The organism is Brucella sp. 22210 (assembly GCF_052045675.1).
Classification (GTDB): domain Bacteria; phylum Pseudomonadota; class Alphaproteobacteria; order Rhizobiales; family Rhizobiaceae; genus Brucella.
In genome coordinates, this window is sequence record NZ_JBQEPD010000001.1 from 210,725 (window position 1) to 232,625 (window position 21,901).

Sequence of the window (21,901 nt, forward strand, 5' to 3'; positions counted from 1 at the left end):
TTCTGTGCTTCCGGTGCTCACGTACCCAAAAGTACGCTGCGCTCCGGTTCTCGAAATCACCATTTTCGCCACGGCCTGCCGCTTTTTGATTCAGACACTGACTTCATAGGAGTTGTCCATGACCGCACGCATTCTTGTCTTCGCCGGTTCGATCCGTATCGGCGCTTTCTCGGGTCATATGGCGGATGCCGCCGAACAGGAATTGCGGGCGCAGGGCGCAGAAGTCACACGCATTACGCTTGCCGACTATCCGCTGCCGCTGATGGACCAGAATCTGGAGAAGGAGCATGGCGTTCCGGAAAACGCCATGAAGCTCGGTCGGCTCTTTGCCGAACACGACGCGCTATTGATCTGCTCGCCGGAATATAATGCGTCGATCCCGCCGCTGCTCAAGAACACGCTCGATTGGATCAGCCGTATTTCCCAGGATGGCGACAAGCCGCTTCGGCCTTATAGCGGCCTGACGGTTGGTTTGTGCTCAACCTCCGACGGTCTCTTCGCTGGTATGCGCGGGCTTTATCACCTGCGCGCCGTACTCATGGCAGTGGGAACGCAGGTCGTGACCGAGCAATGTTCGGTCGGTCGTGCTTCGGCGGCATTCAATGAAGATGGCACGCTCAAGGATGAGCGCAGCGCGAAGATGCTCACAGCCGTTTGCCACAGCGTGATCAGCCGGGTCGGCTGATTCTCCGTTCGATATGCATATTTCAGGGCGCGGTATCTTTCGTACCGCGCCCTGTTGTGCGAATAGAGCATGATCCCGAAAAGTGGGCACCGGTTTTCGGAAAAGATCATGCTCAAGCAAAATGCCTGAGCGGGGTTATGTTCAACGTGAAATAGATCCCGCTCAAGACAGAATCACAGCGGAGAATTTCATGACGACGACAGAATTACGCGATCAGCTGATCGTGGGCCTCGATGTGCCAACTATCGCCGAAGCGGAAAAAGCCGTTGAGGAACTCGGTGATGCCGTATCCTTTTACAAGATCGGCTATCAGCTGGTTTTTGCGGGCGGTCTCGATTTTGCAAAGAGCCTGATTGCAGCGAAGAAAAAAGTCTTCCTCGACATGAAGCTGCTCGATATCGACAACACCATTGCCAAGGGCGTGGAGAATGTTGCGAAAATGGGCGTCTCGATGCTCACGCTGCATGCCTATCCGAAAGCCATGCGCGCCGCCGTCGAAGCGGCCAAGGGGTCCGATCTCTGCCTGCTCGGCGTGACGGTGCTGACCTCGATGGACGACGCTGACCTTCGGGAAGCGGGCTATTCCGACAATGCGGAAACCCTGGTGCTGAAGCGTGCGCGTCAGGCGCGTGAGGCGGGCATGGGCGGTATCGTCGCTTCCGCAGCCGAAGCCGCGGCCATCCGTCAGGCAATCGGGCCGGATATGGCCGTGGTGACTCCGGGCATTCGCCCCGCAGGCGCTGAAAAGGGCGACCAGAAGCGTGTCATGACGCCTGCGGATGCGCTTCGCGCTGGTGCGAGCCATCTCGTTGTGGCGCGACCGATTGTCGGAGCGGTGGATCGCAAAGCGTCAGCGCTTGCCATTCTGGAGGAAATGCGCTCGGTTGCGTAAATAATATTGGAGGAGGAAAGCATGACAAAAGCCTATTGGATCGCTCGCGTGGATGTTCGCGACCCGGAACGCTACAAGGACTATGTGGCAGGCTCCAAGGTTGCATTCGAGCGCTATGGTGCCAAATTTCTGGCGCGCGGCGGCAAGGCGGAAGCCGTCGAGGGACAGGGTCGTGCGCGCAATGTCGTCATCGAATTCGAGACCATGCAGCACGCGCTTGATTGCTTCAATTCACCTGAATATCAGGCAGCCGCCGCGATCCGCCGGACCGTTGCGGATGGTGAAGTTCTCATTGTTGAGGCTTTTGAAGGCTAAAGCACATCCCGAAAAGTGCGCTTTCAGTTGGAATGTAAAAGGCCCCGGAAGGGGCCTTTGTCTTTTTGACAGCTTTTAGAGCAGCACCGGCGGGTCGTGCCGCCCTGCCAATGTGAGGTCGAGCAACAGTACCTTTCCGGCATGAGGGTCGGCATTGCGGGCTGCGTCGTTCATGCCCTCATGGGCGCTGGTCACAATCATCACTGCCGCATCCGGGCCGACAAAGGCCGGGCAAGACGGCTGGGTAACCGGCAGCTCGATAGAGCGGATCAGACGGCCTTGCGGCGAATAGGCATGCAGCGCCTTTCCGCCCCAGCAGGCATTCCAGACGGTGCCTTCCGCATCCACGACCGATCCGTCCACGCCGCCTTCTTCAATCCGATGGTGAAAGACGCTCTTTTCCGAAACCGGCAAGCCATTTTCCGGATCGGTATCGACGCGCCAGATGATGTTGCGGTCGGTATCGGCGAAATAGGCGATCTTTCCATCGGGTGAAAAGCAGATCGAATTGGTGATGGTGATACCGGAGAAGAGCTTCTTCACCTGACCTTCCCGATACCACCAGATGGAACCGGCATCCTTCTCGGCCTTGCGGCCCATGGTGCCGATCCAGAATGAACCGGACGGGTGAACGCGGGCATCGTTGGAGCGTGTCACGGGATTGTCGGCTTCCAGCGGATGATGCATGGTCAGGCGGCCATTGGCGCGTTCGCGGATGAACAGTCCATGTTCGCTGACCAGAAGCTGGCGCTCGCGGTCGATGACGGCAAGGGCGCTGGCTTTCATGCCGAGGTCATGGACCTCTATCGCGCCGCTGTCCCAGTTTCGCTCGATCAGTTTCTGCCCGAGAATGTCGAACCACCAGACGTGGCCCGTCAGCGGATCGTAACCCGGACCTTCGCCCAGCTCGGCGATATGGTCAGCGAATATGGCGGTTTTGACGGACGTCACCTTTTCCTCCTGAAAAGCGTCTTGCGGATTACGTGTTTAGTATACCTTCCGACCAATTGGAAACCTCTGGCGTGGCACCAATAGGGCAAACATGAAGAAGCGGCTTTGCCTTTCCTCCGGGACAAAGCCGCTCCTGATCTCGATGCGTCTAGCGCCAGCCGAGCGCCGGAGCGACATGTTTCAAGATCGCTTCGATGACATGGGCGTTGTAGTCGACGCCAAGCTGGTTGGGGACAGTCAGAAGCAGCGTATCCGCCTCGGCGATCGCTTCGTCCTGCGCCAGTTCCTTGATCAGATCTTCCGGTTCTGCCGCATAGGACCGGCCGAAGATCGCCCGCGTGTTTTCATCGATGTAACCGATGCTGTCCTGCTCCTTGCCGCCGGCACCGAAATAGGCGCGATCACGGTCGTCGACGAGCGCGAAAACGCTACGGCTCACCGAAACGCGCGGCGTGCGGCTGTGGCCCGCTTCCTTCCAGGCTTCGCGATAGGCGCGTATCTGCTTGGCCTGCTGGATATGGAACGGCTCGCCGGTCTCATCGTCTTTCAGCGTGGAGCTTTGCAGGTTCATGCCGAGCTTGGCCGCCCAGACAGCCGTGGCGTTTGACGACGCACCCCACCAGATGCGGTCGAGTAGTCCTTCGGAATGTGGCTCCAGACGCAGCAGGCCGGGCGGGTTGGGGAACATCGGACGTGGGTTGGGCTGGGCAAAGCCTTCGCCTTTCAGCGTGCGCAGAAATACTTCCGCATGTTTGCGCCCCATATCCGCATCTGTCTGGCCGTCTTCCGGCGCGTAACCGAAGTAACGCCAGCCGTCTATCACCTGCTCGGGCGATCCGCGGCTGATGCCGAGCTGCAAGCGTCCGCCGGAGATCAGGTCGGCAGCGCCTGCATCTTCCGCCATGTAAAGCGGGTTTTCATAGCGCATGTCGATCACGGCGGTGCCGATCTCGATCTTGCTGGTCTTGGCGCCGACAGCGGCCAGAAGCGGGAAGGGCGAGGCGAGCTGGCGCGCAAAATGGTGCACGCGGAAATAGGCGCCATCGGCCCCGAGTTCTTCTGCGGCGACAGCCAGATCGATCGATTGCAGCAGCGTATCGGCAGCCGAACGGGTTTGCGACTGCGGTGAGGGCGACCAATGGCCGAACGAGAGAAAGCCGATCTTTTTCATGGGGTTCCCTTGAATCTAGGGGGATCTATTTGTGATCCATCATATGGGGTGGGGCGCGTGCTTTGGAAGTGAGGCCCCTTAGTAAACACTTTTTTGTGTTTCTCCGTCGGGCCGAAACTGCCTGAAAGGCAGGAACGGCGGCGTTTTGACGGCAGAAAGGCACTATATCGCCGGTTCATTCCGTTTTAGATTTCCGGCAACTTCGAATCGCGAGGAAATCATGGCTCTCAAAGTCGCGGTCCAGATGGACCATATCAGCACGATCAATATCAAGGGCGACACAACATTTGCGCTTTCGCTGGAGGCGCAAAAGCGCGGCCACGAGCTGTATCACTACACGCCCGACCGCCTGTCGATGCGCGATGGTGTTGTTTCGGCCCGTCTTGAAAAACTCGACATACGCGACGTTGTGGGCGACCACTTCACGCTGGGCGAGCCCATCCGCCGCGACATGTCGGAAATGGACGTGGTGCTGCTGCGCCAGGACCCACCCTTTGACATGAACTACATCACCACCACGCATCTTCTGGAACGCATTCATCCGAAGACGCTGGTCGTCAACGATCCGGCCTGGGTGCGCAACAGCCCCGAAAAGATCTTTGTTACCGAGTTTCCCGATCTGATGCCGGAAACACTCATCACCAAGGACCCGCAGGAAGTCATGGATTTCCGCCGGGAGTTCGGCGACATCATCCTGAAGCCGCTTTACGGCAATGGCGGCGCGGGTGTGTTCCATCTGGCCGATGGTGACCGCAATCTCTCGTCGCTGCTCGAAATGTTCGGCCAGCTCTTCCGCGAGCCGTTCATCGCCCAGCGTTATCTGAAAGATGTACGCGCAGGTGACAAGCGCATCATCCTGATCGACGGCGAGCCGGTGGGTGCGATCAATCGCGTGCCATCGGAAACCGACGCCCGCTCCAACATGCATGCTGGCGGCAAGGCCGAACAGAGCAAGCTGACGCCGCGCGAACGCGAAATCTGCGAACGTATCGGACCGTCCTTGCGGGAACGCGGCTTCATTCTCGTCGGCATCGATGTGATCGGCAATTATATGACCGAGATCAACGTCACCTCGCCAACGGGTATCCGCGAGATTGAGCGTTTCGACGGCACCAATATCGCTGCGTTGTTCTGGGATGCCGTGGAAGCAAAGCGATAATCAAGCGCACTGCCCTTTGTTATGAGAGGGGTGCGGTATTTTAGCTATAAAGCTATCAGTATTGTGAAACGGGCTTCCAGCAATGGGAGCCCGTTTCTTGTTAGTCTGGTAATCGTTTATTATGATTATACCATTGAGAAAACTTGCAAAACCAAAATGAAACATGTCGCTTCTGTCTCAGACGTCAGTTTGGGCAACACTATCTTATAAAGTTAGATTCATCTAATTTATGTTATTGCCAATCCCGCTCTTTAATGCAGAATTCGAAATATTCAGTGATTTGTCGGATAGTGTTGAGGGGATTTTAATGCGTAATTCGACTGAGAACAGAAAAAGTCGCGCCTTTCCATCACTGCGCTTAACCGCACCTCAGTTTAAAATGCCCATACCCGTCATCGGGGTTCTTCTTCTCTTTCCCTATACAGAGACCGCGCTGGCCGATTGTACGCCTGCATCTCCGGCTTCCGGCGATACTGTCATCTGTAACGGCAATCCGAACGGGTTCAGCACCAGCGGGCTTGGCAGCCTTGATGTCGTGATCCAGCAGAACACCAATCTGAATGGTCCGTTCACGGCCAGCAGCATGGGTGCGCTAACCGTCGACAATTCGGGAAATATGCAGAGCGCGGTCATAACCGATGCGACCAGCCTCGTTTTCGACAATCGCGCCACGATCAATGGTGGCCTGACGATCAGCGGCAACGGCACCTATACGGTCCACAATTACGTCAATTCGCATATCAATTCGGTTTTCAGCTTCACCGGCAACAGCACCAATAACATTACCAATGATGGTACGCTGAACAATGGCGTCACCATCAATGGCGATGGTGCGACCAATATCACCAACACCACTGGCGCTTCGCTCAACAATGGCATTTTCGTCAACGGCGCCAGCCAGACCTATGTGCAGAATTACGGCACGATCCAGAGCACGATTGCGCTCGGTTCCGGCAATGACACGATCATCAATTACGATCCCGGCCAGATAAACGGCAGCGTTTCGCAAGGCTCCGGCGACGATATTTTCGACATGCGCGGCGGTCGTGTCAGCGCAACAGTGAATCAGGACGCCGGCAACGACGTCTTCCTCCTGTCCGGCGGTGAAGTTACCGGCTCACTGATGGCGGGCGCGGGCGCCGACTATATGCTGTGGACTGGCGGTCTGATCGGCGGCATCGATATGGGCACGGAAAATGACGTCGCCGTGTTTCAGGGGCTGACCGATACCCAGCTGAAAGGCATCCAGATCAATGGCGGGCTCGGCACAGATCAGCTGGTCTGGCAGAACACCAAAGGCAGCAATCCGCAGCGCCTGATCAACTGGGAGCTTATTGCGCTCCAGAGCGCGTCCGAGCTGACGATGAACAGCAATCTGACGCTCGGCGACAGCGGCACTTCGACCGGCACGCTCACCATCGATTCGACCAGCTATCTGCGCGCAGGCAGCGGCACATGGACCATTAGCCCCGCAGTGAGCGGCAGTCTCACGCAGGTGGTGAATGCTGGCATTATCGATCTCACCAACGGTTCCAATTCCACGTCGGACAGCCTCACCATCGTCGGCAATTATCAGGGCAATTCCGGCCAGCTCTGGCTGAATACGGTTCTGGCCAGCGACAATGCGCCATCCGACAAGCTGGTTATTTCGGGCGGCACGACGACCGGTTCAACCGGTATCGTGATCACCAATGTTGGCGGAACGGGTGCAGAGACCCAGCAGAACGGCATTCTCGTGGTGGAAGCCGTTAATGGAGCGACCACCGGCGAGGGTACGTTTAGTCTGGCGCAGCGCGCTTCTGCCGGTATTTACGAATATCAGCTGGTGCAAGGCGGCGTGACGGCTGGCACTGAGAACAACTGGTATCTGCGCAACAACTTCTCCGGCATCGACACCAGCAATCCGGATCTGCCGATCTGGTTGTTGCCGGGACCTGATGAAGGTGATGGCGACGGCGATGGCAATACCGGCGGCGGTTCCTCCGGTGGAGGATCAGGCGGCGGCACGGGCGGCGGGACGGGTGGCGGGACTGGCGGAGGTTCCGGTGGTGGAACTGGAGGCGGCAACGGAGGTGGATCGGGTGACGGCGACGATGGTGGAAGCGTCACGCTGGTTCGTCCTGAAGTTCCGATCCTCGGCGCAACGCCCACCGTCGTGCGTGGCCTGCTGCGCGTGGCTCTCGGCACGTTCCACGAACGCCATGGCGAACAGTCCTGGTTCGGTGATGAGGCAAACAAGCACATCATCTGGGCGCGCGTGTTCGGCGATCAGTATCGCCAGAACCTGAGCACATTTGCCGATCAGCGCTATAAGGGTAACCAGTGGGGCATGCAGTTCGGCGTGCCGGTCTATCGCGCCGAACATGATAATGGTCAGCTCGATACGTTCGGTCTCATGGCCAGCTATGCGCGCGGCTGGGGCGACATGCGCGCCAGAAACATCTACGGCAATAATATCGAGATCGGTAACATCGATGTCGATGCCTATAGTCTCGGCGCCTACTGGACCCATACCTGGGAAGATGAGGCCTATATTGACGCCATCGTCATGCATTCCTGGCTTAGCATCGATACGGAATCTGTGGCGAATTACAGTTCCAGCTTCCACGGCAAGGAATGGTCGGCTTCTCTGGAAGCGGGCAAGAAGTTCTCGATCACCGATAAATGGGTGATCGAACCGCAGGCGCAGATTTATTGGCAGTATCAGAATTTCGATGATGCAACCGATCCCGGCGGTACCATCAGCTATGACAATAACGACTCATGGACCGGCCGTGTCGGTGCGCGCCTGCAAGGCAATTACACCATCAACGAACGGCCGTTCAATCCGTTCATGCTGGCCAATGTCTGGCACCAGTTCAAGGCGAGCGATACGATCTACTTCAACAATGACCGGCTTCGCCCATCCTGGGAAGAAACAAGCCTGGAACTCGGTGCCGGTTTCACGACCAAGGTTGCCGACAATACCTCGCTCTATGCCAATGCATCCTATGAGTTCAATCTTGGCGGTGAGCGCTTCAGGCTTCTCTCCGGTCGCATAGGTGCGCGCGTTTCCTGGTAAATTCCCGACCTCAACCGCCACACGACGTTCTTGATCTGTTTCGGGAAAAATGCTTAAATCCTCTGGTTGTATTTAAGCATTTTCTCACTTTAGGGATGTGCTGCGTGGCGAGTGGGGGCTTATGGTCGCGCGGGTTGGAACAGTTGCCTTTCAGGGCATAGAAGCAGTGCCTGTCGATGTGCAGGTCATGGTTGCTCCGGGCAAGATGGGTATGTCGATTGTCGGCCTGCCCGACAAGGCGGTGGCGGAAAGCCGCGAACGTGTACAGGCGGCCTTGCACGCCTCCGGGCTGTCCATGCCCACCAAGCGTGTCACGGTCAATCTGGCGCCTGCCGATTTGCCAAAGGAAGGGTCGCATTACGATCTCCCGATCGCGGTCGGGCTGATGGCGGCCATCGGCGCCATTCCCGCCGACGCCATTCAATCCTATCTGGTGCTGGGTGAACTGTCGCTCGACGGATCAATCACAGCGGTGGCGGGTGTTCTGCCTGCTGCCATCGGGGCCAATCGCGAAGAGAAGGGGCTTATCTGCCCCCATGCCTGTGGGCCGGAAGCGGCCTGGGCCGGTGCCAATATCGATATTCTCGCACCACGCAGCCTGATCGCGCTTGCCAATCATTTTCGTGGAACGCAGGTGCTGACGCCGCCCGATCCCTCCATGCGGGTTTCCAGCGAAAATCTGCTGGACCTTGCCGATATCAAGGGGCAGGAAACGGCAAAGCGCGCGCTGGAAATCGCCGCAGCGGGTAATCACAATCTGCTTCTGGTCGGCCCGCCCGGTTCGGGCAAGTCGATGCTGGCGCAGCGCCTGCCATCGATCTTGCCGGGCCTGTCTCCGCGCGAATTGCTGGATGTGTCCATGATCGCGTCCATAGCCGGAGAGCTGGCAGGCGGAAAACTCTCCGACCGCAGGCCCTTCCGGTCGCCGCATCATTCGGCATCCATGGCGGCGATGGTCGGCGGTGGCCTGCGCGCCCGACCTGGCGAAGTGTCGCTCGCACATAATGGCGTGCTGTTTCTCGACGAGTTTCCCGAATTCTCGCCACAGGTGCTGGATTCACTGCGCCAGCCGTTGGAAACGGGAGAATGTCTGATCGCCCGCGTCAATCATCGCACCAGCTATCCGGCGCGTTTTCAGCTGATTGCCGCCATGAACCCATGTCGTTGCGGGATGGCGGGTGAACCCGGCCACACTTGCGCTCGGGGACCGCGCTGCCAGACGGATTATCAGGCGCGGATTTCCGGGCCGCTTCTGGACCGTATCGACCTGCGTGTCGACATGCCCGCCATCTCGGCGCTGGACCTCATTCAGCCTGCGCAGTCGGAGCGCAGCGAAACCGTGGCGCAACGGGTGGCCCGTGCCAGGGCCGTTCAGGCTGCCCGCTATGCGGCGTTGGGTTTCGATCCGTCTATGACGAATGCTCATTGTTCGGCAAAGCTGATCGAGGACGTGGCACGACCGGATACAGCGGGATTGAAGCTGTTGCGCGATGCCAGCGAGCAGATGCGCTTTTCCGCGCGCGCCTATCATCGCATCCTGAAAGTTGCCCGCACGCTGGCCGATCTAGACGGCGTGGATCAGGTCAGCCGCGTTCATTTAGCTGGCGCAATTTCCTATCGCACCGGTGCGGAACGGTTGATTTCTGCGGCGTGATCGCTCACGCCGCAGATAGTCCTTCGCTGACGCTCAACTGCCGTTGAGCTGGAGCCGCAAGGTTCCGTTGTTGAGAAAGCAGGTTTTATTGAACAGCGACAGATCAAGCGGATTGGGTAATCGGACGTCGTCGAGGTCCGGGCAGACCTTGACATCAGCATCGAAAGACCTGTCGATTTGTGAAATGCAGATGATCGTCATCGCATGCTCGCGGGCAAAAGCTTTGAGCGCATTGATCTGCAACATAAGCTCCGGCTTGTCGCGCTTTTGGTCGAGGATTTGCAGATAATCGATAACAGCAAAGCTGCCTGCCGGTTCACGGTTCAACTTCTCCGCAACATAACTGGCGCTGATCGCGTCAGAACAATCGAAGACAAAACGGTCGCTGAAAAGTGTGGGACGAGTACCCAGATAATCGAAACGGCTTGCCACATCCTTCTCATTGTAATCGAGCGAGAAGAACAGACCGCGCCTTCCATCCTTCATCGCTTCGATCAAAATCTCCAGACTGAGCAGTGTTTTGCCATGGCCGGGACGCGCACCGATCAAAACCAGATCGCCAGCTTGCAAGCTCTGATACAGATCCTTGCCGGACATGGAGGCTGACGATTTCTGCGCGAGCATGCTCCAGCTTTTGTAGCCCTCCTGCGCAGCCACTTGGTCCAGCGCGGCGTGAAGTGGAATTCGGGCATCGCGTGAAAGGCGCTTCGCGTGATGTTTCAGGTGATAAATGGGAGATGATAATTTCATCATTGTGACCTTCTGTGGCGAGCGGTCATCGCAATCCCTCCTCATGCATCTATGCTCGAACAGTCGGTTCGATGATTGATACTTCCTGCATGGAAAATGCTTTCCCGATTGGAGGGGGGAGGCGTGGAAGCAGCCAGAATCAAATCATAGCGCAAATAGTGGCGATGCGGAATTGCCCCTTGCACTCCGTCGCTCATATGAGCGCGGAGCAGCCCGCAGAGACAAGTCCACTCGCCTCTCCGGGATGGTTTTAAACAGATTCGGTTACGTCGCAGGGCTAAAGTCCGAAGGTCACCAGACCGTTTTCGTCGATCTGCCAGGCAGGGTTCCAGGCAATTTCCCAGGCGTGGTCGTCGGGGTCAGCGACATAGCCGCGAAAGCCGCCATGTTGAGGCGCGTCGGCAGCGCGCAGCAGCGTTCCACCGGTCTCTATCAGCCGGTGCATCAGCGGCGCTACATCGGATTTTTGCTCCACATTATGGGCGAGCGAAAATGCGCCGGGCCGTAACAGGCCGCTCCGGTTCATGTCGGCTTCCAGCGAAGTTTTGAGAAAGGTGCCGAGCACGAAACCGTTCATCTGATAGAAGACGATCTCTTCATTCTCGAAAATCGGCGTCCAACCGAAGCCTTCGACGTAGAACCGACGCGAAAGGGCCAAGTCGGCGACACCAAGTGTGATAACGGAGATTTGCTGTTTCATTGTCCAAACCCTTGATCCTCCGGCGCACCATTGCTCCGGAGTTGAAGGTCAGGGGACTCGACGGGTTTGCAAACAGAACCGCGAAGGTCAGGACCCATACATGCATCATGCCAGACGCTGTATCGGAACCGGGCTAACCGCACCGGCCTCTCCTTTTTAGACCCGGATTGTCTAGCATGTTCCGGGTCTGAATTCAATTTTTGGAAGCTTATGATTTAGTGACGAACCGAGCCGACCAGCAGGTTGTCCGGGGCCTCGATGCTGACCCAGCGGCCGGTATTGTTCGTGGCCTGACGCTTCAGATAGGTATAATCGGTTTCGTTCCAGCGCAGAACTTCGTCGGTCAGATTGTCGAGGACGAAGTCACCACGATCAGTGCGAACGGTCAGGACGGCATGGCCTTCACCATCCGGCTTGCGCACCACGGTGATCAGAAGATCGGTGATCGGAACGCCAGCCTTTTGCAGTTCGCGCTGCTTGAGCAGCACATAGTCTTCGCAATCGCCGACGGTGGTTGGGTAAGCCCAATATTCCTCGACGCCGTAGATTTCCATGTCGGTCATCGGCTTGATGCGCTCATTGACCGAAAGATTGACTTCGACAATCCGCTGCCAATTGGCATGGCCAAGCTGCAACGGGCTGGTGTCGCGACTGGCGATATTGCATTCCTGTGCTTCGCGCTTGCAGAATTCGTAATGGCCGATCGGCTGGGACGTGACCTTTCCGGTCTGCATGAAGTCGCCAGAGGCTGCCTCAGCGCCAAAGCCTGTCATCAGCACCGAAGCCGCGAAAGCAGCAGCTGCCATAATTTTCTTGGTCGAGCGAACTACGCAAAACATACTCAACGCCTTTGGTGGGGACCTTTGATCTGGTCCTTGCCGGATACTCGTTTATTAACGAAACGTTAAAATCTGAAACACTTCGGAGTCAATTCGATTTGCCGCTTCATCGCCCAACATCTTAATTAATGGTTAACACGGGTAATGCGTAAATATACAATCATAGATTGAATTTATTGTGTTTTTGGGGCTGCGAGAACGCTCGGTTGCCACTCATAATTTTGCCATGCTCGGGGAGCTTGTTTTTGCCAGCGAATATGCCAATGGTTGGCACATTCGACCGGACCTTTGAGGTCCATTTGCAAAGGCCACGGGATGACAAGCGCAACCACGCGCAAGGCCACGGCAGACGACATTGATGCGTTATTGCGCATCGAAGAGCGCTGCTTTGAAGCAGACCGCATTTCCCGACGCTCCTTCCGCGCCTTGATCGCGCGTCCCACCGCTGAAACGATCATTGCGGAAGTCGATGGCAAGATCATCGGCTATGCGATGATCCTTTTCCGGCACGGTACGGCGATGGCGCGGCTCTATTCGATCGCCGTCGATCCGGATGCGAGTGCAAAAGGTATAGGCGGGCTTCTGTTGCAGGCTGCTGAAACGGCGGCCTATGAGCACGATCGCCCGCTGTTGCGGCTCGAAGTGCGCGAGGATAATGCGCGGGCCATCGCGCTTTATAAGCGCAACGGTTATCGCCCAATCGGGCGCTATCTCGATTATTATGCCGATCATTCCGACGCCCTGCGTTTTGAAAAGACGGTGCGCGGCGGCATCCCTCCGATCACGACATTTCCCTATTACCGGCAGACGACCGATTTCACCTGCGGGGCGGCCTGCCTGATGATGGCGCTCGCCTATCACAAGCCCGGCGTGCAACTCGACCCGGTGCTGGAAGTTCGCCTGTGGCGCGACGCGACCACGATTTACATGATGTCTGGACCGGGCGGCTGCGAACCTTTCGGCCTTGCCGTCGCGGGGTATGAACACGGATTGAAGGCGTCCATCATCGTTTCCATTGAGGACATGCTGTTTTTGCAATCGGTGCGTTCGGAGAAAAAGCGCCGGGTGATGCAGCTTGCACAGACCGATTTCCGCCAGCGCACGGAAGCCTATGGCATCCCGGTGGATTATCGCGGCTTCACCTTGTTTGACATCGTCACGGCGCTCCGGCGCGGTGCGTCGGTGATCGTTCTGATCAGCGGCTATCTCATGTTCGGCAACAAAGTGCCGCATTGGGTGCTCGCCCATGGCGAGGATGGCCGTCACATCTTTATTCATGACCCATGGGTGGAAGAGGAGCAAGGCGAGAGCATCGCCGATGCGGCCAATGTGCCGGTTCCATTTCACATTTTCGACCGTATCGCCCGTTTCGGCAGCGATGGGCTCAGGGCAGCAGTGATTCTCGAAAAAGGGACAGACTGATGACGATCTGCGTCATTCTCGTTGGGCGCCTCTCGGATATCGATAATGGCGCCACACCGCACAAGGTCATGACCAATCGTGACTATCTCGCACATCCGGCGCTGTTTAACGGCCAGCAGCGCCCGCGCATCATCAACCTGTCGCGCACCTATGCCTATCAGAGCCGCGGCTATTATGCCTCGCTTCTGGCGGAAGCGCGCGGCCATCGCATCATTCCGTCCGTTGAGACGATGATCGATCTTTCCGAGCGTCGGCTCTATGAGAATGCCATCCCCGAACTGGAAGACATGCTCAACAAGGCGCTGGGCAAGCACCCGGAAAAAGCACCTGAAACCATCCACGTCCATTTCGGTCTGTCCGAGAACCCGGAATTCGAGCGTTTCGGCAGGCTTTTGTTCGACTGGTTCCGGGCTCCGTCGCTGGAAGTGACGGTCAAGCCGGGTGAGTGGGCGCGTATCCAGAAAATCGGCTTCTCCAATATTTCGAAATTCTCGAAACATCAAAAGGAGCGTTTTGAGGATGCGCTCGACCGCTACACCCAGCGCGAATGGCGGGCGGCCAAGCCGAAAGTTCCGGCCCGTTATTCCGTGGCCACGCTCTGCGATCCGAAAGAGGCGATGCCGCCATCATCCATGGCGTCCCTGAAGCACTGGGCGAAGATTGCGGCGCGACTTGGCGTCGAGGTCGAACCAATCGGCAAGAAGGACCTCTCGCGTCTTGCCAATTACGATGCGCTGTTCATCCGCGAAACCACATCGATTTCCAACCACACCTATCGCTTTGCGCGCCGGGCGCAGCAGGAAAACATGCCGGTCATCGATGATCCGATTTCGATGATCCGCTGCACCAACAAGGTCTATCTGCACGAGCTGATGCAGGCCAATGATGTGGCGGTGCCTCAGACCGTGATGATTGCGGGTGAAGAGGATCTGGAGCGGGCTGCCGATCTCCTGGGCTTTCCGCTGGTCATCAAGATCCCGGATTCCTCTTTCTCACGCGGCGTGAAGAAGGTGAGTGATCTGGGCGAGCTGAAAGCGCTGGCGATGCTGTGGCTTCAGGATAGCGATCTGTTGCTGGCGCAGAAATATATGCCGACCCGCTTCGATTGGCGCGTCGGCGTTCTCGACGGCAAGCCGCTTTTCATCTGTCAGTATATGATGGCGAAAAACCACTGGCAGATCGTGAAGCACGATACGGGCGGCAAACCACTTGAGGGCGGCTTTCGCACCTACACGCTGGCAGAGGCCCCACAAGCGGTTCTGGAAACCGGGCTGCGCGCCGCGCGCTGCATCGGCAATGGCTTATACGGTGTCGATCTGAAGGAAACCGATGACGGTGTCGTGGTGATCGAAGTCAACGACAATCCCAATCTCGAACACGGCATCGAAGATGCGGCGGAAAAGGATGACGTCTGGATCAACCTGACCAGGTGGTTCACCGACCGGCTGGATCGCAAATAAAGCAATAGCGGTCCGATCCGGGCCGCTTTCACTTTATTATCCGAAGATGTCTTTACGCCGGATTACATCGGCGTGAAGCAGACCTTGGTGTGTCCGGCGCCAATGAAGCCGAGACGGCTTGCAGCACCCTTGGAGAGATCCAGCACGCGTCCTTTGATGAACGGGCCGCGGTCGTTGATGCGCACGACGAGCGACTTGCCATTTCTCTGATTGGTAACTTTGACCTTGCTGCCAAGCGGCAGGGAGCGGTGCGCTGCGGTCAATCCGGCTGGGTTCATACGTTCACCCGATGCCGTGCGGGAGGTCAGGGCGTACCAGGAGGCACCGCCGCATTGCTGTGCCGAGGCTTCGATTGCACTGACAGCGAGAAGGCTGGTTGCTGCAAAGCCGAGCATAGCCATACGGGTCTTGAAGTTCATACCAGTTCCACTAGTTGTTAACGGGGCGCTTTGACAGTTTTGCTGAGAAAGACCTGAGCGAAGTGGAATCTAAATGTGGCGATGACGTGATTCGAATGAGAACATTGTGCGGTAATTGAATCTATATCCGCAGCGGAAAATCATCCTATACTATGCGTTGTTTACTTATATTCTGAAACAAAACTGAGGAATATTTGGAAGGATTCAGTTCGATTGCTGTAAAAGCGTTTACGATTCGTTAGGAATCTGGCGCTGGGCTGAGCGCGTCCATGTTTTCAGGCGTGGAATCCAAGAAAAGCTGCTTGCGACCTTTGTGGCGCTTGCGTCTGACCCTGCAATTTTTATTTGTAGACCAAGTTTTGAAGCACCTTCTAAAAGTTGTCGAAATGCGGCCTTTTCCGGGCAAAATTACAATTCTGGCGTGTGAGTGGTAATTTTCACAGGTCGTCTTTTTGTTATCCACAGGCCGGAAAACGGGGCTTATGACGTTTCTTTGACCGTGCAGCCAGTGCAATTTATGGAAGAAATCCTGCTATAAGCCTGTTGTGAACAGGTGCGATTCCAACGGAAAACATGCAGGACGATCCTTCTGACACGAACACGAATGCCTCCGTTCCGGCGATCTCCGCTGGCAAGCGGGTACTGTTTCTCGTGCTCGGATTTGTCATGCTGGCGCTTGGCATTATCGGTGCGCTTTTGCCGGTCATGCCGACAACGATTTTCATCATACTGGCGGCGTGGTTCTTCGCGCGGTCTTCGCCCAGGCTTGAAGCACGGCTTCTTCGTGATCCGCGTTTTGGTCCGCTGATCATCAAGTGGCGCGACCGTGGCGCCATTCCGCCAAAAGCAAAGCTCTATGCCTGTCTGGGCATGACTGTCGGCTACGGGCTTTTCTGGTGGGGTGCTCATCCGGGCCCGCTGCTGGCAATTTCCGTGACGATCTTCATGCTGGGGTCTGCGGCTTATGTGCTTTCGCGACCCAGCGAATAAACGGCTTCAACCGACCGGCCCTTCACGATAAGAGGGGCGCAATTGCCATGGGAGCCAACAATGAATTTGCCCGCCGTCAATCCGCTGATCGATCAACTCTCCGCGCCGCCCATTCCGGCTGTGCAGGCCTGGGCGCGGGATTATGACGGCAGCCACGGTCCGCTGATCGATCTTTCGCAGGCGGTTCCGGGTTATCCGCCGCATCCAGACATGTTGCAGTTTCTGGGCGAGGCGGCGGGATCGCTCGCCTGCGCTGGCTACGGACCGATCCAAGGCGAGGCTGTGCTGCGTCAGGCCTATGCCGCACATGTCGCTTCGCTTTATGGTGCATCGATTGAAGCGCACAATGTACATGTCACATCCGGCTGCAATCAGGCTTTCATTGCAGCCATCATGTGTGTGGCCGGCAGCGGCGATACGGTGCTGACCACCGATCCGTTCTATTTCAACCACCGCTCCTCGCTGGAAATGCTCGGCATTAAACCGGCTTCATTTCCATGCCGTGCGGAAAACGGCTTTGTGCCGACGGTCGAGGATGTGCAGGCGGCGCTGCATCCCGGTGTGAAGGCGCTGACGCTGGTTTCTCCGAACAATCCGACCGGCGCGGTCTATCCGCCGGAACTGCTTGGCCAGATCTACGCGCTCTGCCGTGCCAACGGAACATGGCTGATCCTCGACGAAACCTATCGCGATTTTCTGCCGAATGCCGATGAAGCGCCGCATGGGCTGTTTGGCGAGGCCGACTGGCCATCGCATCTGATCCAGCTCTATAGTTTCTCAAAATCCTTCTGCATTCCGGGGCATCGTCTGGGGGCGATTGTTGCGGGTGCCGATATGGTGTCCAATATCGCCAAGGTGATGGACAATCTGCAAATCTGCGCCACACGCGCCCCCCAGGTGGCTGTTGCCCGTGCGCTTGCGCCGCTGGAAGCCTGGCGCAATGACAACCGCAAGGAGATTGCACGCCGGGCCGCAGCGCTTCGTTCCGTCATGGCGGGTGTCGATGGCTGGCGCGTCGAGGCGGTGGGAGCCTATTTTGCCTTCGTGCGCCATCCCTTTGACGGCACATCTTCTGTGACGGTGGCCGAGCGCCTTGCGAAGTCGCTCGGCATTGTCACATTGCCGGGCGTCTTCTTCGGCGAAGGACAGGAAGCCTTTCTGCGTTTTGCCTTTGCCAATGCCGATGTAGCGGGCATCGAGGCCACGGGAGCCCGTCTGCCGCGTCTACGGCTTTGATTCCCATAACAGTTCCAGCAGCTCTTCCAATGCCTGCGAAACCCCACACAATTGGTGGCGCGGAGCATTGATACAAACCTGTAACATTACTGTCATATGAATGTAATATAGAGCGCGTAGACGGCTACTGACGCTAATCGTCATAGGCTTTTTACAACAGGAGCTGCTGCTCATGAACAAGATGATTTCCTCGACCGCGGCGCTGGCCATTGCTGCCGTTCTGTCGGTTTCCGCTGCCCAGGCGCGCGATCAGATTCAGGTTGCCGGTTCCTCGACCGTGCTGCCTTACGCAAAGATCGTCGCTGAAACCTTCGGCGAAACCTTCCCGAACTTCAAGACGCCGGTTGTTGAATCGGGCGGTTCGGGCGCAGGTATCAAGGAATTCTGCAAGGGCGTCGGTGAAAACACCATCGACATCGCCAATGCATCGCGCGCCATGAAGGACACGGAACTGAAGTCTTGCGTCGACGCTGGCGTCAAGGACGTTCAGGAAGTGCGCTTCGGTTATGACGGCATCGTATTCGCGACCGACGCAAAGGGTCCGGATTGGAAGCTGAAGCCGGAAGACGTCTACAAGGCTCTGGCTGCCAAGGTTGTTGTCGACGGCAAGCTGGTCGACAATCCAAACACCAAGTGGAACCAGGTCAACCCGAACCTGCCGGATTGGGACATTGCTGCCTACATCCCGGGCGAAAAGCACGGTACCCGTGAAGTTTTCGAAGAAAAGGTTCTTGCTGACGGCTGCAAGCACTCGGGCGCTCTGGACGAAATCAAGAAGGCCGGTCTCGACGACAAGGCTGCCGCTTCGGCCTGTATCGCAGTTCGCAAGGACGGCAAGGCTGTCGACATCGACGGCGACTATGCTGAAACGCTGGCTCGCATCGACTCCAACAAGACCGGCGTTGGCGTTTTCGGCCTCTACTTCTACGAAAACAACGCCGACAAGCTGAAGGTTGCGACCGTCAACGACATCACGCCGTCGGCTGCCACCGTTGCTTCGGGTGAATATCCGGTTTCGCGCCCGCTGTTCTTCTACGTGAAGAAGGCTCACCTCGGCGTCGTTCCGGGCCTCAAGGAATATGTTGATTTCTTCCTGAACGATCAGATGATCGGTCCTGACGGCCCGCTCGCTGAATACGGTCTGGTTCCGGCCCCGGATGCAGAGCGCGAAGCACAGCGCGCTGCCTTCACCGACGGCAAGACGATGGCTGCAAAGTAAGACTAAAACTGTGGAACGCGGGGATGAAACCTCCCCGCGTTCTTCTCCTTTCGCGCCATTCTAATATGAGAGGCGCAATCGCGCGGAACTGACAGTCTGGTCATAGGGGTCATGTCTTTGTCGTTTCGCATTTTTCAGGGCAACCGGGGAAATTGAATGTCCTTCTTTCTGGTTCTCGTTAGCGTCATTGCAATCGGGTTAGTCGGCTTCTTTATCGGCCGTCAGCGCGCTGTTGCACTGGACAAAGCGCAGCCTGTCGCCCCACAAGGGCCGACGGCCGAGAAAATGCATTCCCGCCCGCATTATCATGGCTGGTGGGTTTTCCTCGTTTCTGCATTGCCTGCAGTTCTGTTTCTTGCTGTCTGGGCCATCGGAGCGTCTGTTTATCTCGATCTCAGCGCCTCCTCGCGCCTGCCCGATGCGGTCGAGGGTGGTTCCTATACCAATCGTAGCCTTCAGCTCGGTATGGTGCGCGGTCTCGCCAATGGCCTTGAGCGCCTGACGCCGGCTGAGCTGGAAAGCTTCCCGTCCAACTATCAGGATGCGCGCACGGTTCTCGGCAATAAGGGCGTGGCTCTCGCGACCGAGGGCCAGGACTACATGGTGCCCATCGCCCTCTATCTGAAGAAGGCGACGGACCTCACCCACACCATCGGCGCTGCCGTGGCGCTGGTCATTGCTGTTGCCGGTCTGATTTTCGGCCTCTCCACGATCAACCGCCGCATGCGCGCCCGCAACAATGTCGAGCGCATCGTGCTGTGGGGGCTGATCGCCGCCTCCGGCATCGCCATTCTGACGACCATCGGCATCATCTGCTCGATGCTGTTCCAGACGATCAGCTTCTTTCAGGCTGTTTCCCCTTGGGACTTCTTCTTCGGTACGGTCTGGGATCCGCGTTTTGCCGCTGCCGGTTCCGGTGGTGAAACGGGCCAGTTCGGTCTGATCCCGCTTCTGGCCGGTACGCTCTATATCGCGCTGGTCGCGATGCTGTTCGCGGTTCCGGTCGGCCTGTTCGCCGCCATCTACATGGCAGAATATGCCTCGCCGCGCGTGCGCACGGTGGTCAAGCCGGTGCTGGAGCTTCTGGCCGGTATTCCAAGTATCGTCTACGGCTTCTTCGCCCTTGTGACGGTTGGCCCGTTCCTGCGTGATCTTTCCGCTGCGATTGCGGGCGGGCAGGGCTTCATCATGGCGCAGAGCGTTCTGACAGCCGGTCTCGTCATGGGCGTGATGCTCATTCCTTTCGTGTCTTCGCTCTCCGACGACATCATCACTGCCGTTCCGCGCACGCTGCGCGACGGCTCGCTCGGTCTTGGCGCAACCCGCTCCGAAACCGTCAAGCGTGTTGTCCTGCCTGCGGCTCTGCCCGGCATTGTCGGCGCACTTCTGATGACAGCCTCACGCGCCATCGGCGAAACCATGATCGTGGTTCTGGCGGCAGGCGTTGCGGCACGTATCAATATCAATCCATTCGACGCGATGACCACCATCACGGTGAAAATCGTCAACCAGCTGACCGGCGATCTTGAGTTCAACTCGCCACAGACGCTGGTTGCCTTTGCGCTCGGCATCACGCTTTTCGTCCTGACGCTGATCATGAACATCTTTGCGCTGCACATCGTGCGCAAGTACCGGGAGCAGTACGAATAATGACCGATACGACCTTCAACGCAAGCGGCGCGGTTTCTGCAAAGCCGGTGCGCCGCGATATCGGGCTCAAGCGCCGCTATGCCGCCGAACGCCGCTTCCGCCTCTATGGCATTGCTGCAATCGCCATTGGTGTGTTCTTTCTCTGCGCGCTGCTGTTCTCGGTTTTCTCCAAGGGCTACACCGCTTTCTGGCAGACGACGCTTTACCTGCCGGTCAAGCTTGAAGCGCAGGTGATCGATCCGGGCAACAAGCGTGCGACCGATCCGAATGTGCTGATCACAGCGAACTATCCGCTTCTGGTGCGCAACGCCCTTGCTGAAAAGCTTGGCGTGTCGCCCACGGACCGTCCGGCCATGCGCGATCTCGGTCGCTTCTATTCGGATGGCGTACGCATTCAGCTTCGCCAGATGGTGATGGACAATCCGTCACTCATCGGCACGACGCAGACCGTTCCGGTTCTGGCTGGCGCAGACATCGATTCCGCCTTCAAGGGGCAGATCGACCTGACTGTGCCCGAAACGAACCGCAAGGTTTCTGACCGTCAGATCGGCTGGATGAAGACGCTTTCGGAAGAAGGCGTCATGAAGGAAGCCTTCAATACCGGCCTCTTCACCTATGGCGCATCGAGCCGCCCGGAAACATCCGGTCTCGGTGTGGCGCTGGTCGGCTCTCTTTATATGATGCTGATCGTGCTGGGTCTGGCTCTGCCTATCGGCGTGGCCGCATCGATCTATCTGGAAGAGTTCGCCAAGAAGAACCGCTGGACCGATATGATCGAGGTGAACATCAACAACCTCGCAGCCGTACCGTCCATCGTGTTCGGTCTGTTGGGTCTGGCAGTTTTCGTCAACTTCTTCGGCCTGCCGCGATCGGCTTCGCTGGTCGGCGGTCTGGTTCTGACGCTGATGACGCTGCCGACGATCATTATCGCAACACGCGCCGCACTTCGCGCGGTGCCGCCATCGATCCGCGCCGCAGCGCTTGGTCTCGGCGCTTCCAAGACACAGATGGTCTTCCATCACGTCCTGCCGCTTGCCGCACCCGGCATTCTGACGGGCACCATCATCGGGCTGGCCCATGCGCTTGGTGAAACCGCTCCGCTTCTGCTGATCGGTATGGTGGCCTTCGTGGCGGATGTTCCGTCCACCCCGATGGAACCGGCGACCGCCTTGCCTGTCCAGATCTATATGTGGGCCAATGAAGCAGAACGCGCCTTTGTGGAACGCACGTCCGGCGCTATCATCGTCCTGCTTCTGTTCCTGGCCGTGATGAACATTGCAGCAATCATTCTGCGCCGCCGGTTCGAGCGCCGCTGGTAAACGGGAGTC

19 protein-coding genes are annotated in these 21,901 nt (G+C 57.5%); 13 read left to right on the top strand and 6 right to left on the bottom strand.

The genetic code is table 11. The annotated features are described in order from the left end of the window. Window positions 1–118: 118 nt before the first annotated feature. The 3 genes from ACTJKP_RS01040 (at window position 119) to ACTJKP_RS01050 (ending at window position 1,892) form a co-directional block, all read left to right on the top strand. Window positions 119–685 carry an NADPH-dependent FMN reductase gene (locus tag ACTJKP_RS01040; RefSeq protein WP_440629396.1) on the top strand — a complete coding sequence of 189 codons (567 nt, stop codon included), beginning with the start codon at window positions 119–121 and terminating at the stop codon, window positions 683–685. 190 nt (window positions 686–875) lie between these two features. Next, entirely contained in the window at window positions 876–1,577 is a 702-nt protein-coding gene (gene pyrF, locus ACTJKP_RS01045; RefSeq protein WP_440629397.1) for an orotidine-5'-phosphate decarboxylase, read from the top strand. Window positions 1,578–1,598: 21 nt separating this feature from the next. Beyond that, on the top strand, window positions 1,599–1,892 hold the full coding sequence (locus tag ACTJKP_RS01050) for a DUF1330 domain-containing protein (protein ID WP_078337686.1): 294 nt from the start codon (window positions 1,599–1,601) through the stop codon (window positions 1,890–1,892). A gap of 75 nt (window positions 1,893–1,967) precedes the next feature. On the opposite strand, the gene ACTJKP_RS01055 is transcribed toward ACTJKP_RS01050, so the two are convergent. Continuing rightward, the gene (locus tag ACTJKP_RS01055) at window positions 1,968–2,843 is read right to left on the bottom strand and encodes an SMP-30/gluconolactonase/LRE family protein (protein WP_440629398.1); all 876 of its coding nucleotides are present in this window, start codon (window positions 2,841–2,843) and stop codon (window positions 1,968–1,970) included. A gap of 148 nt (window positions 2,844–2,991) precedes the next feature. Beyond that, entirely contained in the window at window positions 2,992–4,014 is a 1,023-nt protein-coding gene (locus tag ACTJKP_RS01060) for an LLM class flavin-dependent oxidoreductase (protein WP_440629399.1), read from the bottom strand. Between the two features lie 220 nt (window positions 4,015–4,234). Here ACTJKP_RS01060 and gshB point away from each other — a divergent pair, with 220 nt between their 5' ends. The 3 genes from gshB (at window position 4,235) to ACTJKP_RS01075 (ending at window position 9,888) form a co-directional block, all read left to right on the top strand. After that, window positions 4,235–5,173 (top strand): glutathione synthase, encoded by a 939-nt coding sequence (gshB, locus tag ACTJKP_RS01065; RefSeq protein WP_440629400.1) that lies wholly within the window; start codon window positions 4,235–4,237, stop codon window positions 5,171–5,173. A 379-nt stretch (window positions 5,174–5,552) separates the two neighbouring features. Next, window positions 5,553–8,234, top strand: coding sequence for an autotransporter family protein (locus tag ACTJKP_RS01070; protein ID WP_440629401.1), 2,682 nt, complete (start codon window positions 5,553–5,555; stop codon window positions 8,232–8,234). A 121-nt stretch (window positions 8,235–8,355) separates the two neighbouring features. Then, window positions 8,356–9,888, top strand: a complete 1,533-nt coding sequence (locus ACTJKP_RS01075; RefSeq protein ID WP_440629402.1) for a YifB family Mg chelatase-like AAA ATPase — start codon at window positions 8,356–8,358, stop codon at window positions 9,886–9,888. 33 nt (window positions 9,889–9,921) lie between these two features. On the opposite strand, the gene ACTJKP_RS01080 is transcribed toward ACTJKP_RS01075, so the two are convergent. From ACTJKP_RS01080 to ACTJKP_RS01090, 3 genes are all read right to left on the bottom strand, one after another. Next, window positions 9,922–10,638, bottom strand: a complete 717-nt coding sequence (locus tag ACTJKP_RS01080; protein WP_078337820.1) for a DNA helicase — start codon at window positions 10,636–10,638, stop codon at window positions 9,922–9,924. Window positions 10,639–10,915: 277 nt separating this feature from the next. Then, window positions 10,916–11,338, bottom strand: coding sequence for a VOC family protein (locus tag ACTJKP_RS01085; protein WP_440629403.1), 423 nt, complete (start codon window positions 11,336–11,338; stop codon window positions 10,916–10,918). Window positions 11,339–11,553: 215 nt separating this feature from the next. Beyond that, window positions 11,554–12,177 carry a transglutaminase-like cysteine peptidase gene (locus tag ACTJKP_RS01090; protein ID WP_078337692.1) on the bottom strand — a complete coding sequence of 208 codons (624 nt, stop codon included), beginning with the start codon at window positions 12,175–12,177 and terminating at the stop codon, window positions 11,554–11,556. A 315-nt stretch (window positions 12,178–12,492) separates the two neighbouring features. Here ACTJKP_RS01090 and ACTJKP_RS01095 point away from each other — a divergent pair, with 315 nt between their 5' ends. Further along, window positions 12,493–13,599 (top strand): peptidase C39 family protein, encoded by a 1,107-nt coding sequence (locus tag ACTJKP_RS01095; RefSeq protein ID WP_440629404.1) that lies wholly within the window; start codon window positions 12,493–12,495, stop codon window positions 13,597–13,599. Continuing rightward, a complete protein-coding gene (locus ACTJKP_RS01100) occupies window positions 13,599–15,059 on the top strand; it encodes a RimK family protein (RefSeq protein ID WP_440629405.1) in 1,461 nt (486 codons plus the stop codon). Before ACTJKP_RS01095 ends, ACTJKP_RS01100 begins: the two co-directional genes overlap by 1 nt. A 62-nt stretch (window positions 15,060–15,121) precedes the next feature. Here ACTJKP_RS01100 and ACTJKP_RS01105 read toward each other — a convergent pair whose 3' ends face one another. After that, on the bottom strand, window positions 15,122–15,478 hold the full coding sequence (locus ACTJKP_RS01105; protein ID WP_078337695.1) for a septal ring lytic transglycosylase RlpA family protein: 357 nt from the start codon (window positions 15,476–15,478) through the stop codon (window positions 15,122–15,124). Window positions 15,479–16,051: 573 nt separating this feature from the next. On the opposite strand from ACTJKP_RS01105, the gene ACTJKP_RS01110 reads away from it, so the two are divergent. The 5 genes from ACTJKP_RS01110 (at window position 16,052) to pstA (ending at window position 21,892) form a co-directional block, all read left to right on the top strand. After that, complete coding sequence (locus ACTJKP_RS01110; protein WP_440629406.1) at window positions 16,052–16,468, top strand: YbaN family protein; 417 nt, start codon at window positions 16,052–16,054, stop codon at window positions 16,466–16,468. Between the two features lie 66 nt (window positions 16,469–16,534). Beyond that, window positions 16,535–17,704, top strand: coding sequence for an aminotransferase (locus tag ACTJKP_RS01115; RefSeq protein ID WP_440629623.1), 1,170 nt, complete (start codon window positions 16,535–16,537; stop codon window positions 17,702–17,704). Window positions 17,705–17,876: 172 nt separating this feature from the next. Next, entirely contained in the window at window positions 17,877–18,923 is a 1,047-nt protein-coding gene (locus ACTJKP_RS01120; RefSeq protein WP_078337697.1) for a PstS family phosphate ABC transporter substrate-binding protein, read from the top strand. 156 nt (window positions 18,924–19,079) lie between these two features. Further along, window positions 19,080–20,573, top strand: a complete 1,494-nt coding sequence (gene pstC / locus ACTJKP_RS01125) for a phosphate ABC transporter permease subunit PstC (protein ID WP_440629407.1) — start codon at window positions 19,080–19,082, stop codon at window positions 20,571–20,573. Beyond that, window positions 20,573–21,892, top strand: coding sequence for a phosphate ABC transporter permease PstA (pstA, locus tag ACTJKP_RS01130; RefSeq protein ID WP_078337699.1), 1,320 nt, complete (start codon window positions 20,573–20,575; stop codon window positions 21,890–21,892). The genes pstC and pstA overlap by 1 nt, the downstream gene beginning before the upstream one ends. Window positions 21,893–21,901: the final 9 nt, after the last annotated feature.

Excerpts from the sequence above, each read along its gene's own strand:
- ACTJKP_RS01040 (WP_440629396.1), top strand. The coding sequence starts at position 119 with ATGACCGCACGCATTCTTGTCTTCGCCGGTTCGATCCGTATCGGCGCT.
- ACTJKP_RS01110 (WP_440629406.1), top strand. The coding sequence starts at position 16,052 with ATGCAGGACGATCCTTCTGACACGAACACGAATGCCTCCGTTCCGGCG.
- ACTJKP_RS01060 (WP_440629399.1), bottom strand. The coding sequence starts at position 4,014 with ATGAAAAAGATCGGCTTTCTCTCGTTCGGCCATTGGTCGCCCTCACCG.
- ACTJKP_RS01085 (WP_440629403.1), bottom strand. The coding sequence starts at position 11,338 with ATGAAACAGCAAATCTCCGTTATCACACTTGGTGTCGCCGACTTGGCC.
- ACTJKP_RS01070 (WP_440629401.1), top strand. The coding sequence starts at position 5,553 with ATGCCCATACCCGTCATCGGGGTTCTTCTTCTCTTTCCCTATACAGAG.
- gshB (WP_440629400.1), top strand. The coding sequence starts at position 4,235 with ATGGCTCTCAAAGTCGCGGTCCAGATGGACCATATCAGCACGATCAAT.
- pyrF (WP_440629397.1), top strand. The coding sequence starts at position 876 with ATGACGACGACAGAATTACGCGATCAGCTGATCGTGGGCCTCGATGTG.
- ACTJKP_RS01050 (WP_078337686.1), top strand. The coding sequence starts at position 1,599 with ATGACAAAAGCCTATTGGATCGCTCGCGTGGATGTTCGCGACCCGGAA.
- ACTJKP_RS01105 (WP_078337695.1), bottom strand. The coding sequence starts at position 15,478 with ATGAACTTCAAGACCCGTATGGCTATGCTCGGCTTTGCAGCAACCAGC.
- pstA (WP_078337699.1), top strand. The coding sequence starts at position 20,573 with ATGACCGATACGACCTTCAACGCAAGCGGCGCGGTTTCTGCAAAGCCG.
- ACTJKP_RS01095 (WP_440629404.1), top strand. The coding sequence starts at position 12,493 with ATGACAAGCGCAACCACGCGCAAGGCCACGGCAGACGACATTGATGCG.
- ACTJKP_RS01120 (WP_078337697.1), top strand. The coding sequence starts at position 17,877 with ATGAACAAGATGATTTCCTCGACCGCGGCGCTGGCCATTGCTGCCGTT.
- ACTJKP_RS01075 (WP_440629402.1), top strand. The coding sequence starts at position 8,356 with ATGGTCGCGCGGGTTGGAACAGTTGCCTTTCAGGGCATAGAAGCAGTG.
- ACTJKP_RS01080 (WP_078337820.1), bottom strand. The coding sequence starts at position 10,638 with ATGAAATTATCATCTCCCATTTATCACCTGAAACATCACGCGAAGCGC.
- ACTJKP_RS01100 (WP_440629405.1), top strand. The coding sequence starts at position 13,599 with ATGACGATCTGCGTCATTCTCGTTGGGCGCCTCTCGGATATCGATAAT.
- pstC (WP_440629407.1), top strand. The coding sequence starts at position 19,080 with ATGTCCTTCTTTCTGGTTCTCGTTAGCGTCATTGCAATCGGGTTAGTC.
- ACTJKP_RS01090 (WP_078337692.1), bottom strand. The coding sequence starts at position 12,177 with ATGTTTTGCGTAGTTCGCTCGACCAAGAAAATTATGGCAGCTGCTGCT.